The 12617-nt window shown below is 61.7% G+C and carries 10 protein-coding genes and 1 pseudogene; 7 read left to right on the top strand and 4 right to left on the bottom strand.

Features of this window, described 5'->3' with window-relative positions:
- The first annotated feature begins 33 nt into the window (after nucleotides 1-33).
- The 5 genes from Mame_RS23265 (at nucleotide 34) to Mame_RS23245 (ending at nucleotide 6574) form a co-directional block, all read left to right on the top strand.
- A complete protein-coding gene (locus Mame_RS23265; protein ID WP_079921038.1) occupies nucleotides 34-888 on the top strand; it encodes a GntR family transcriptional regulator in 855 nt (284 codons plus the stop codon).
- Complete coding sequence (locus Mame_RS23260; RefSeq protein ID WP_018063951.1) at nucleotides 875-2446, top strand: sulfatase family protein; 1572 nt, start codon at nucleotides 875-877, stop codon at nucleotides 2444-2446. Before Mame_RS23265 ends, Mame_RS23260 begins: the two co-directional genes overlap by 14 nt.
- Before the next feature lie 291 nt (nucleotides 2447-2737).
- Nucleotides 2738-3277 carry a carboxymuconolactone decarboxylase family protein gene (locus Mame_RS23255; protein ID WP_018063950.1) on the top strand — a complete coding sequence of 180 codons (540 nt, stop codon included), beginning with the start codon at nucleotides 2738-2740 and terminating at the stop codon, nucleotides 3275-3277.
- Nucleotides 3278-3941: 664 nt separating this feature from the next.
- On the top strand, nucleotides 3942-5654 hold the full coding sequence (locus Mame_RS23250; RefSeq protein ID WP_018063948.1) for a thiamine pyrophosphate-binding protein: 1713 nt from the start codon (nucleotides 3942-3944) through the stop codon (nucleotides 5652-5654).
- 68 nt (nucleotides 5655-5722) lie between these two features.
- The gene (locus Mame_RS23245; protein WP_018063947.1) at nucleotides 5723-6574 is read left to right on the top strand and encodes an IclR family transcriptional regulator; all 852 of its coding nucleotides are present in this window, start codon (nucleotides 5723-5725) and stop codon (nucleotides 6572-6574) included.
- 36 nt (nucleotides 6575-6610) lie between these two features.
- Here the strand turns inward: Mame_RS23245 and Mame_RS23240 are convergent, their stop codons facing one another.
- The 3 genes from Mame_RS23240 to Mame_RS23230 all read right to left on the bottom strand — a co-directional run bounded on the left by Mame_RS23240 (nucleotide 6611) and on the right by Mame_RS23230 (nucleotide 9753).
- Nucleotides 6611-8095, bottom strand: a complete 1485-nt coding sequence (locus Mame_RS23240) for a tripartite tricarboxylate transporter permease (RefSeq protein WP_018063946.1) — start codon at nucleotides 8093-8095, stop codon at nucleotides 6611-6613.
- Nucleotides 8096-8125: 30 nt separating this feature from the next.
- Nucleotides 8126-8626 (bottom strand): tripartite tricarboxylate transporter TctB family protein, encoded by a 501-nt coding sequence (locus Mame_RS23235; RefSeq protein ID WP_018063945.1) that lies wholly within the window; start codon nucleotides 8624-8626, stop codon nucleotides 8126-8128.
- A gap of 155 nt (nucleotides 8627-8781) precedes the next feature.
- A complete protein-coding gene (locus tag Mame_RS23230) occupies nucleotides 8782-9753 on the bottom strand; it encodes a Bug family tripartite tricarboxylate transporter substrate binding protein (RefSeq protein ID WP_157624522.1) in 972 nt (323 codons plus the stop codon).
- Between the two features lie 151 nt (nucleotides 9754-9904).
- Between Mame_RS23230 and Mame_RS23225 the strand changes: the two genes are divergently transcribed.
- Both Mame_RS23225 and Mame_RS23220 read left to right on the top strand, forming a co-directional pair.
- Nucleotides 9905-10672, top strand: a complete 768-nt coding sequence (locus tag Mame_RS23225; protein ID WP_018063943.1) for an SDR family NAD(P)-dependent oxidoreductase — start codon at nucleotides 9905-9907, stop codon at nucleotides 10670-10672.
- Nucleotides 10669-11580, top strand: a complete 912-nt coding sequence (locus Mame_RS23220) for an NAD-dependent epimerase/dehydratase family protein (protein ID WP_018063942.1) — start codon at nucleotides 10669-10671, stop codon at nucleotides 11578-11580. The genes Mame_RS23225 and Mame_RS23220 overlap by 4 nt, the downstream gene beginning before the upstream one ends.
- Nucleotides 11581-11720: 140 nt before the next feature.
- On the opposite strand, the pseudogene Mame_RS23215 reads toward Mame_RS23220, so the two are convergent.
- A pseudogene (locus Mame_RS23215) lies at nucleotides 11721-12431 on the bottom strand (IS6 family transposase).
- Nucleotides 12432-12617 lie beyond the last annotated feature (186 nt).

The following is a 12617-nucleotide window of genomic DNA, read 5'->3' as shown; positions in this document are numbered from 1 at the left end:
GTCTCTCCCTCGCAACTCATTTCATAAAATTGCATGCAATTCAACAATCATTTTTTGATACATGCGAATTTTCGGGTTGTATTACGCGCATATTCCTGCGATTTTCCAGCCAAGAGGATTAAAGAGGTTACAAATTGCATGCAATCACGATCTGCACCGAGCAGCAATACAGAGGCGGTGACAAAGCGCCTGCGTCATTTGATCATGACGGGCGACATATCCCCGGGCGACCGGTTGACCGAGGTCGGACTTGCCAAGCTGCTCGATGTTTCACGCACGCCGGTGCGCCTCGCACTCGCGCGGCTTGAGCAGGAAGACCTGGTTCAAGGAGAACCGCATCGCGGCTTTCGCGTGCGGCGCTTCACCATTGAAGAGATGCGGGAGATCATTGAAGTCCGGGCCACGCTCGAGGGCATGTCGGCGCGACTTGCCGCAGAGAGAGGCGGATTTCAACAATACGAAGATGAAATGATGCAATGCATCGCGATCGTGGACGGGCTCATCGCCAAGGGCGACGGCGGTGAATCCTCCCGAAACGTATTTATAGAGGTGAATGTCCGTTTTCACGCGGCGATCGCAAGCATGGCCGGCAATTCAGTCCTGACGCGACGGCTTGAACAAAGCCCGTTTCGGGCCTCTCCGCTGTTTCATGCCTTCACCGATGAAGAAGCGGTCGAGGGTTTCGCGACATCCCAGTTCGATCACAAGAGAATTGTCGAGGCGATCAGGAACGGAGAAGGGACGCGGGCAGAGTTTGCCATGCGTGAACACGCGCTGGTTCCCCTGGGTAAGGCGGAGCTCATTTTCAGGAACCTTCACAGACTGTCCCAGAAGACATTCCCAGGTCTGGGCGAAAGTCACACCGAAAGCGGCGATGATGAGAGCTAAGCGGCCCAATTTTCTCTATTTCATAACGGACCAGCAGCGCGCCGACTGGCTTGGATGCGCCGGACACCCCGTGGTCAAAACGCCCAATATCGACCGCATTGCGGAAAACGGAACATCGTTTGAGGATTTCCACGTTGCGCTCCCCGTTTGCATGCCAAACCGGGCTTCGCTGATCACGGGACGGTATCCGTCGGTCCACGGGCTGCGTTACAATGGCTGCGCTCTCACCGAACGGGCAAACACATTCGTGGAGGTGCTGGCTGCTTCGGGCTATGCCACCGCCGCGATCGGCAAAAGCCATTTGCAGGCCTTCACCGACGCCAAGCCGCTCGGGCGCAAGCCGTTTGAAGCCGGTCCGATCGCGGAGGCCTGGAAGGCGGAGCAGACCGGCTACGATGAGGAGGCGCCGGGCAGCTACGAAAAGACGGAGCCCTACAAAATCAAGACGCCCTATTATGGCTATCAGCATGTGGAGATGGTGACAGGCCACGGCGACAAATGCGGCGGACATTACGGCCAGTGGTTTCGCCGAACGCACCCCGACTGGCGAGACCTGCACGATCCGGCCAATGAGCTGCCGCACGACTATACATGTCCTCAAGCCTATCGAACGCCTGTGCCCGAAGATAGCTATCCGACGGCCTGGATTGGCGACAGGGCTGCTGAATGGCTGCGCGATCGCGAGGGCGACGAAACGCCGTTCTTCGCGTTTGTCTCGTTTCCCGACCCGCATCACCCTTTCAATCCGCCGGGCAAATACTGGTCGATGTATGATCCAGACGATTTTGAGGTGAGACTGCCCTACTCCGCCCACAAGAACCCCAACCCCATTTTCGAACACATCAGGAAAATGTGGGAGAACGGGGAAACCGCGCCGCTTCTGCAGACCGCGTTCTACGCCGACGACCGGCAAATCCGCGAGGCGATGGCGCTTACCGCGGGCATGATCACCATGATTGACGATCAGATCGGCAAGGTGATGCAGGCGCTTGAAGAATCCGGGCATGCCGACAATACCGTTGTGATCTTCAACTCGGACCACGGCGATTACATGGGCGACTTCAACCTTCTCCTGAAGGGAATGTTGCAGATGCGCGGCCTGACGCGGGTGCCTTTTATCTGGAGCGACCCGTCCAACACCGACGCCATAGCCAAGTCCGGAACGCTTGCTTCAACGGTGGATGTCGCGGCAACGATCCTTGAACGGGCAGGCGTCAAGCCATATTGGGGCATGCAGGGGAAAAGCCTGATCCCGGCCATGGCCGAGGGAGGCGAAATTCGCGACGCCCTGCTGATCGAACACCACGACAGCGGCGCGCGCTACAATCTCGAGGAGCCCGCCCGCATCCGTACCCTGATCACCAAGCGATGGCGGCTGACCATCTTCATGAATTTCGAATGGGGCGAGCTGTACGATCTGGTTGCCGATCCGGACGAGACAGACAATCTATGGTCCGATCCCCGCTATGAGTCCGTGCGCGGCCGATTGTCCGAGCGTCTGGTGAGGGAGATGATCGCGGTGATGGAGGAAAGCCCCCGCGCCCAACGCATCGCTTGAACGCGTGAAATTGTGTTTTAAGCAACGGCCTCGACAGCGGTGACGGTGTGCCAGGGACACAGCGTCCCGGGCCGCCCATTGTGTGATTCCATATCTTGTGGAACTGACGCGGTGGCTTGGTCGAGCTTGCCGGAACCTTTCACGCCAGATCTGGTCGATTGTTGACGCAAAACCAGGATTCGGCTGGTCCGCTAGATGGACAGGCCGGATTTAGACCTGTCTTTCCCGCGGCGCAAGGGCGATCATTCGGCCCCCCAAGGCTGTATGCAATACCGAGTGGAGCCCGTTGCAATGACCGACAAACCCATCCTGCCGCCGCTTCAGGACAGCGACTGGCCGCCGGAAATCGCAGACCTGAAGGACGGTTTTGCCGGCGCGCTCAATGTCTATCGCACCATGGCGCATCACCCGGACCTGCTGCGCGCCTGGGCGCCGCTGCGCCAGCATGTGGTCAAGGACACCGCGCTCGGCCCGGAGCGCTCGGAAGTCGTAATCCTGCGCGTCGCCTTCCGTTTCGGTTCAGGCTATGAGTGGAACCACCATGTCGACCGGGCGACACGGCTCGGTTTTTCCGCCGAGCGCATCGCCGCGCTTCGCGCCATGCCGGAGGGCGAGGACGGTTTGATCGTCCGCGCCGTCGACATGCTGATCGACCAGCGCCGGCTTGCGCCCGAAACCGAAGCAGCACTTGCCGAAGCACTCGGACGACCCGCGGTCTTCGACCTCATCGCCACCGTCGGCTTTTATGCCGTGCTCGGCTATATCCTGATGACCTATCGCACCCCCCTCGACGCCGGCATTGCCGATGTGTTTTCCGGTACTGGGAGCTAGCCCGGCGCCCAACCGCGATGACGAAACTCGCAGCAATCCGTTCGGCAGTCTCCTCAAGTGGAACGGCTCAGGTTTCGACAAACTTTTCCATCGGCTTAGCTGCGCAAGTCAAGTTCATCAAGACGAAGTCGATGACGCCTTCGGTGCCCAAAGGTCTTGATGGGAATCGGACCAAAAAATCTGCCGTATTCTGTCAAAGTATTGAAAAAACTAGACAAATCAGTGTTCCGAGAACTCCAAGTGCGTCCGGGATTAGTCGAGCATCTTTTTGATCGTCGCGATTGGGGTGAAGATCCGCATCGCATTTGTTGGCAGAGGCTGGAAACCGTATTCATTGTGAAGCTTCACTCGCTTCTCGGTCCGTTCTGCATCACAGCAAGCCGGAGAAACAAGCGGGCAGCTCCGCGGCTGATGCGCAAACTGCTCGTGGGGCAGGTACCACCCCACGGGTTATGGACCCCGACAAGCGGCGTTCCCACTCCGCCGCGTGTCTCAATTTAAGGCGACGCCGCCCAATCGACTCATCCATGCGAGACAAAGACCGAAAGTGCGCGTGACCGCCACAGCGAGGGTCTGCATTCTATTAAATCCACATATCACTACAAAATTGCGCTTGGCAGAATTAACGTGAATGATTATCCTCCTCTCAAAATGGAGGAAATCGATGAAAACCAATGAGGGCGTCATCAAGACGTTTATCGAGGCCGGCATCACGCGCGGCTTCACGCTGCCGGGTCTCGGCATCACATGGTCGCTGCCGGCGTTCTTTGACCGCAAGGACGAGTTCGAACTGGTTCTGGCGCGCTCCGAGCAGTCGGCCTCGGTGATGGCCCAGGTCGCCGGCAAGCTCACCGGCCGTCCGGGCCTGTTGATGGCGCAGGGACCATTTGCGAGCTCCACCGGCGCTTTCGGCATTCTGGAGGCCTATTTCTCCTCGACGCCGATGGTCGTTCTCACCGACACATCCTGTTATGACGGCTTCGCCCAGTATGGCGTCTACCAGACCATGACCGGTGATTATGGCGCTGGCGACGCCTTCGCGGTGATGAAGACCATGACCAAGTACGCCACCTACGCGACCACGCCAGCAGAGGCGATCTACGGCACTCAGCTTGCGGTGAAACACGCCATGACCCCGCGCCAGGGGCCGGCGGCGGTGGTGATGCGCACCAACATTATCAAGGAGGAGGTGCCCGATCATCCGCGCGCCAAGCTTTACCCGACCGAGGGTTATCTGCGTTCGACGCCGATGAAGCCCGATGGCGATGCGCTGCACAAGATCGCCGAGACCCTGAAGGCAGCGGAACGTCCCGTCATCATCGCCGGCAATGGCGTCTATATGAGCCGTTCGGGCGAGATGCTGTCGCGGCTCGCCAATCGCGAGGGGATCGCGGTGGCCTCCAGCTATCACGGCAAGGGCGTCATCGACGAGACCACGCCCATCGCCGTCGGCATGATGGGCAACTGGGCGGCGAAATCGGCGAACCGCATGGTTCAGGCGGCCGATGTCATCCTCGTGCTCGGCTGCAGCCTCGGCCCGGAATATACCCGCTTCCGCGATGAAAAGATGATGCGCCCGGGCGAGCAGACGATCATTCAGGTCGACCTCGACCCGCTGAATGCCGGCTGGGTGCTACCGGTCGACCTGGCGGTGACGGCGGACGCCGCCGATGTGATCCGCTATCTGCTCGATGTCTCCGGCGTTGATCAGGCGCAGGCGGAAAAGCGCAGGGACTTCATCGGCAAGATCAAGGCGGACAATCGCTACGGCGACCTGCCGCATTTCAAGACCCGCCCCGGCACGGTGCATTACGCCGATATCATGCGCTCGCTCGACGGCTTCCTGACGCCGGACGACTTGCTGACGCTCGATGCCGGCACCAACCGCATCTGGGCAACATCGTCGCTGCCGCTCAGAACGCCGCATCAGCTGGTCGCCCCCGGCGGTATCGGCGGCATGGGCTGGTCGACGCCGGCTGCCACCGGCGCCAAGGTCACATGCCCCGAAAAGCGCGTCACCGGCGTGATCGGCGATGGTGGCTTCGTCATGACCATGGATGCGATCGCGACGGCGGCGGAACACAATCTTGACGTCGTCTATGTGGTCGCCAACAATGCCGGCCTCGGCATGGTGCGCGACAATCTCGGCAACAAGGCGATCGGGGTCGACTTCGGCGATCATGACTTCGCCAAGGTCGCCGAGGGTCTCGGCGGCTCCGGGATCACGGTGACGGAGGCTGACCAGATCGGCGATGCGATCAGGGAAGGCCACAGGCGCGGCGGCCCGGTCGTCATCGACGTCAAGGTCGACCCGGCGGCAAGCCACCGTGATTGCTCGGATTACGACGACCTGCCGGATCCATCCGCCCTCAAATAGGAATTTTGTCCTTCCCGCGCCTTTCAAACCCAATGACAAACGGGCGCGGGATGGGCTAAACAGGGGTCATGAGCGAGGACAATCAAACAAATGATCAACCTGTCCGGCGGCGCGGCCGCCCACGGCAGGATATCGGGGCCGCGGCCCTGAACGAGGAGCGGCCGTTCGTCAGTTCGCTGGCGCGCGGCCTTTCGATTCTGCGCGCCTTTAGGGCGGATGACAAGGTGCTGGGGACACAAGCGCTTGCCGAGCGCACCGGCCTGCACAAGACCACTGTGTCGCGGCTGCTCGGCACGCTCACCAAGCTCGGCTATCTGCGCTACATGCCCGAATACGGCAAATATGCCGTCTCCAATCAGGTTCTCACCCTCGGTTATGCGGCGATCGGCCGGTTCGGCTTCGGCGAGCTTGTACGCTCCCACATGGACCAGATGGCGGCGGAAGGCGATTGCGTCGTGGCGCTGTCGGTGCGCGATGGTCCCGATATGATGTTCGTGGAACTGGTGCGTCGGCCCACGGCGGTGGCGCTCAATCTCAATGTCGGCTCGCGCATTCCGCTGGCCGAAAGCGCCCCCGGCCGGGCCTATCTGTTCGCCATGGGCGAGGAGGAACGCGCCGAGGCGTTTGCGCTGCTGGCCGGCATTCACGGCGATGCCTGGGCGAAGGAAAAGCGCCCGGCGCTTGAGGCGGCTCTGTCGCGCATGGCCGACAACGGCTATTCGGATTCCTTCGGGGAATGGGTTGCCGGCCACAATGCCGTCGGCGTCGTCCTGCGCGCGCCGATGACCGGCGACATCTATACGCTGAGCGTCGGCGGCAATGCCCGCAACCTGCCGCCGGAAAAGCTGAAATCGGTTCACCTGCCGATGCTGATGCGCGCCGCCCAGGAAATCTCCGCGCTGTCAGCCAGCAATTTCTAGATCACCTAGCAGATCGTTCATCGAACGCTTGGGGTCTCAGCGTTTGACCCGGGCATATCCCTTGCGCAGCAGCGGCCAGCAGAGCGTCAGCGCGGTGATGACGAACAGGATGGCTGCGATCGGGCGCTCGAAGAACGCCCAGAAATTGCCATGGGTCAGGATCAGGCCTTGGCGCAGCGACATTTCGATGGTCGGCTGCAGCACCATGCCGATCACGATCGGGGCGACCGGGAAGCGGAAATGCCGCAGCACCACGCCGACGACGCCCGCGATGAAGGCGACCCAGACATCGAACGGATTGCCGTTGACGCCGTATGCGCCGACGGTGGCGATGATCAGGATCAGCCCGATCAGGATCGGCTCGGGAATGCGCAGCACCCGGGTGAACAGCGATGCGCCCAGCGCGCCGATCGCGAACATCGCCAGATTGACGATGATCAGGCAGAAGAAGATCGCATAGATCAGGTCGAGATGATTGGCGAACAGCTGGGGGCCCGGCGCAATACCCTGCACCACCAGCGCGCCGAGCATGACGGCGGTCACCGGATCGCCGGGAATGCCGAGCGAGAGCGTCGGCACCAGCGCCGAGCCGGTAACTGCATTGTTGGCGCTTTCGCAGGCCACCAGCCCGTCCGGCTCGCCCTTGCCGAAATTGTCCTTGTGCTTCGAGGCGCGCCGGGCCTCCGAATAGGCGATGAAGGCGGCGGTGGCCGCGCCCGTGCCCGGCAGCGCGCCGACAAAGGAGCCGATCAGCGAGCCGCGCAGCAGCATGCCAAGCCGGCCCTTCCATGCGGCTAGCGGCGGCATGCGGAAGCCGACCCGCATCTGTTCGGGCGGCGGCCCGTCGCGATCGATGGTCAGCACCCGCATGAACATTTCCGAAAAGGCGAACAGGCCGACGATCACCGGGATCAGGCCGATGCCGGCGGACAGCTGGAAACTGTCGAAGGTGAAGCGCAAATCGCCGGTGACCGGATCATTGCCGACGGTGGCGAGCAGCACGCCGAGCGCGCCCGCCGTCAGCCCCTTCAGCAGATTGCCCGAGGATACGCCGGCGATGCAGGTCATCGCGAACAGGCCGAGCGCGAAATATTCGATCGGCGTGAACTGCAGCGAAAAGGCGGCAAGCGAGGGGCCGGCCAGCACGAAGACGAGCACCGAGAACAGCCCGCCAATGGTGGATGAGGTCGTGACCCAGCCAATGGCAAGATCGGCCTCGCCCCGCTGGGCCATGGGAAAGCCCTCCAGCGCGGTCGCCGCCGATTGCGGGGTGCCCGGCGTATTGAGCACGATCGCGGTGATCGAACCGCCATAGACCGAGCCGCAATAGACGCCGAGCATCAGCGCGATCGCCGGTATCTGCGGCATGGAGAAGGTGAAGGGCAGCACCATGGTGAGCCCGATCACCGAGCCGAGCCCCGGCAGGACGCCGACGATCACGCCGACCAGCGTTCCGGCGACGATGGCGAGAAGCGTCAGCGGTGTCGCGATCTGGGTTGCGGCCGATACAATGAGATCCATGAAACGTCCCTGGTTATCGGTTTATCGAGGTCACCACGGCCACGAAAAGCCGGGCAGAAGGATCAGGAACACCCGCTCGAACAGGAACCAGACGGCGAGCGAATAGCTGACAGCGACGGCGGCGAGCACAAGAATATCGCGCCGGCCCAGAATGGCGGGAACCACGATCGCGAAGACGATGCTGGATGACAAGAAACCGATCACCGGCATCGCGGCGCAATAGCCCGCCGTTGCCGCCATCAGCGCCAGCATGCGCAGCGCGGGCTTAAGCGCCGGCAGCTCCGAACCGCGATGGCGCGCACCCGGCAACAGCAGGATCAAAAGCGCGATCAGCAGCGCCATGACCCCAAGCACGAAGCGCGGAAAGAAGAAAGGGCCCCGACCCTGGCTCGCGCGGGCAAAGGCGCTGATTTCCTCGAAGGTCTGGATGAAGAACACGAGGACAAGGAGCGCGAGCGCGCCGATGACGGCCGCCTCGCTGATGCGCGCTGCCAGGGATACCTTGCCGTCGCTGATCTGCCGGTCGGCCATGCTTCCTCCAAGCCTGTTTCGACGTGACAAAGATGATGCCGGCAGGGTCTGGCCTGCCGGGAAATCAAGACAATAGATAGCCTATTTTCACCGTCTTCAGAAAACCATGGACTTTCCGGGACGACTGCCGCCAAGGGACGGCAGCCGTCGGAAGATCAGTTCGCCAGCAGCCCGGCCTTTTCGAGCAGCTTGCGGTTGGTTTCGTATTTTTCGTGCACGAAAGCGTCGAAATCGGCCGCATTCATGTAGGCGATCGGCTGCTTGACCGCTTCCATACGCTCCTGGAAGGGCGCGGAATCGATCGCTGCCTTGCAGGATGTCTCCAGCCTGGCGATGTCTGCGTCTTCCAGACCTTTCGGCGCGACCAGGCCGCCCCAGATCGGGAAATCGAGATTGTAGCCCTGCGCAGCGGCAGTCACGAGGTTCGGCTGTTCAGCGAGCTTGTCCTTGGAAAGCAACGCCAGCGATTTCAGTTGATCCGCATTGCTGGTGTAGAAGGACACGTGGGGAATGAACACGTCGGCTGTACCGTCAAGCAGCGCCTTCAGCGCTGGACCGTCGCCATCGACCGGCAGATAGGTCATCTTGATGCCGGCGGCATCTTCAAGAGCAAGACCGGCGATATGCGGGATCGAGCCGATCGCCTGCACGGCGAAGGTCACGCCTTCCGGATTTTCCTTGGCGTAAGTGACGAGCTCTTCGAGGTTGTTGAACGGCGAATCCTGCCTGACCGCGATCACCGTCGGCGCCGAATAGGCAAGGCAGATATAGTCGAAACTGTCGACATCATAAGGCAGCTTGCGCAGATGCGGCTGCGTGGTCAGCGGGCCGACCGGGGCCATGCCGAGCGTGGTGCCGTCCTTCTTCGCGCGGGCAACCTCGCCAACGCCGATCGTGCCGCCTGCGCCGGCGGTGTTCTTGACCGCCACGCTGACGCCGAGCGATTCCGACATGCCTTCCTGCATGGCGCGGGTGGTGATGTCTGTGCCGCCGCCGGCCGCAAACGGCACCACGATGGTTACAGGACGGTTGGACTGGGCATCTGCGCCGCCTGTCAGGGTGACAAAGGCCGCGGCGACTGCCATTGCGGATACGAGGCGGCCCGTGGCCCCCTTGGCTGATTTCATCATGAATCTCCTCCCAAATATTCACGCGCTCCGCCAGGAGCTCTGGCAAAAACCATTGGCAGAATGCCAAAAGTTCTGCATAGTGGTATTATGTACCATTTTTAATACGGGTCAATCCCTCATTAAAAGGGGAAGGCCAAAGGGAGGATATATGGAAAGGGTGAAGGGCAGAACCGCGCTGGTTACGGGGGCTGCGGACGGGCTGGGTGCCGCGATTGCGGCAAGGCTCGTCGCCGAGGGCGCGCGGATCGGCATCATCGACCGCAGCGCGGAGGCGATCGACAAGGCGCGTCAGACGCCGGAACTGCGTGACGCCGTCTTCATCGCCGGCGACCTGACGGATGGCGACGATATCGCCCGGATGATGGGCGCATTCGCCGCCAAGGGCATGATCTTCGATATCCTCGTTAACAATGCCGGCGGATCGCTGCATACGCCCAAAGCCTTTCTGGAGGAAAGCGATGAAGACTGGGAGCGGGTAATGGCGCTCAACGTCACGGCGGCGGTGCGGGTCAGCCGTCATGTGCTGCCGGGCATGATCAAGACAGGCTTCGGCCGGGTGATCAATCTCGGCTCCAAGGCCGGGCGCTACGGCAGCCTGTTCACCGGCGCGAATTACGTTGCCGCCAAGGGCGCGATCCAGTCGATGACGCTGCAGATGGCGCAGGAATTCGGTCCCCACGGCATCACCTGCAATGCCGTCTGCCCCGGCGCGATCCTGACGCCGCGGGTGGAGCGGCTGTTGAGCGAGCGGATGTCGCCGGAGGAGCGGCAGAAGGCGGTGGAGGCCATTCCCGTGCGTCGAAACGGGCGGGTCGAGGATGTCGCCGCCGCCGTGGCCTTCTTCGCCGCAGACGAGGCCGGCTTCATCACCGGGCAGTTGATGGACGTCAATGGTGGGCAGGGGATGGCATCATGAGCAGGCAGAACGCGAAGCGCATGCCGCTGACGGTGCTGGTCACGGGCGGCTCGGGTTTTCTCGGGCAGGCGCTGACAGACGCGCTTGCCGAGCGCGGCGACAAGGTGGTCGTGTTCGACCTCAACCTGCCGGCGGAAGACGCCCGCCTGCCGGGCGTTACCTATGTCGAGGGCGATATCACCCAATCGGGCGCGATCGAGGCGGTGATCGCCGGCTTCGGGATCGACGCCATCCTGCACCTGGCCGCTCTTGTGATCCCGGCCTGCAGGTCAAACCCGGTGCTTGGCGCCAAGGTCAACGTCATCGGTCATATCAATATCCTCGAGGCGGCGGTGAAGGCGGGCATAGAGCATGTTGTCTACGCAAGCTCGCTCGCCGCCCGGCCGCGCGGACCTCTGGCCTCCCCGGTCAATCTCTACGGCGTCTTCAAGCATTGCTGCGAGGAGATATCGAAGGTCTATTTCCTCGATCATGGGCTTGGTTCGGTCGGGCTTCGGCCGAATGTCGTCTACGGTCCTGGCCGCACCAGCGGCGAGACCGCCGCGATCACGCTTGCGATGCGAGCGGCGGCCCGGGGTGAGGCCTATGAATTGCCGTTCTCCGGGAGGATGTGTTTCCAGCATGTCGACGAGGTGACCGAGATATTCCTGCGCTGCCTCGACAAGCCGGCAAGCGCGCCGGTGGTCAGCGACCTGACGACCGAGATCGAGTCCATGCACGACGTCGCGGACGCCATCCGCGCGGTCGTGCCCGGTGCTGCGATCACCGTGGCGGATAATCCTCGGCCCGTGCCGGAGACGATGGACAACGCCCCGCTGCGCGCCTTTCTGGGCTCCTGGCCGGCCATATCGCTCATGGAAGGAACGCGTCGGACGATCGAGGCCTTTCGCGAAACCGTCGAAGGCTGATAGCCTGAGCGCGCGCCTGTTGAAGGGGTCAGAACAAGAGGCGTTCAAAGTCCTGCGCTAAGGGCGAACGAAAATGAACTTCATCCCGCAAATGCACGGGTTCCTGTAAGTCGCAAGGGCCTGAAGCCGCCCGCGAGGCGTCACCCGTTGATTGATATGGTGATCTGCCGCCATATTGCGATGGCGTGGGAGCGAAGCTTTCGATGATCTGCGACGGTGAGATGTTTGCGGTGAAGAAGGAAGAGATTGGCGATCTGGCCATGTGTAGAGACGAAACATTGGCGTTGCCGCTCCGACTTGAAGCGCATCATGCGCCGTTCGCGTCGCCGCACGGGAAGATGTGAATGTTCGGCGCGATTATTGAACCCCTTGTGTGACAATGCTCGACGTCAGGCATCAATTTAGCCTTCGCGGCGGAGCAGAAACGCCGCTTGTCGGTGTCCATAACCCTCGGGGTGGTACCTGACCCTTGAGCAGTTCGCGCATCAACCGCAGAGCTGCCCGCCTGTTTCTCCGGCCTTGCAGCAGGGCATCGCGCACATAGCCGCTGGCACCGACGGCGCGCCACAGCCAGTATTTATTTCCCTTGATCGTCACCGCCATTTCATCGAGCTGCCACTTGTCGGCAAACTGGCCTCGCGAACGCCGGCGCAGCTGATGAGCGAATTTGCGGCCAAACTTCGCAGCCCATTCCGAAACGGTCTGAAACGAGACCGCAATGCCACGCCCGGCCAGCAGATCTTCGACGTCTCGAAAGCTGAGCGTAAAACGATAGCAGAGCCACGCCGCATGGGCGCTGATCTCGGCGGGAAGCGGTGGCGTCTGACGTGAGCAGGCAGGACTTCGGTCATTGCCACCAAATACCAACCGGTTCACGACAAACCCCGTTAACCCGACGCTGCTGCCAGACACCGAGCTGGCGGAGGTTGCCGTCCAGCAAGCGGCGCCAGACGGCTTGGCCTGCCAAAAGGACGAGTGGGTTATCCTGTATGACGCGGCTAGTGATATCAGCGGCAGCATAAATCAAACCGGAAACC

The organism is Martelella mediterranea DSM 17316 (assembly GCF_002043005.1).
Lineage (GTDB): Bacteria > Pseudomonadota > Alphaproteobacteria > Rhizobiales > Rhizobiaceae > Martelella > Martelella mediterranea.
The sequence above is the reverse complement of the archived record's forward strand: the minus strand, read 5'-3'. Positions and strand labels throughout refer to the sequence as shown.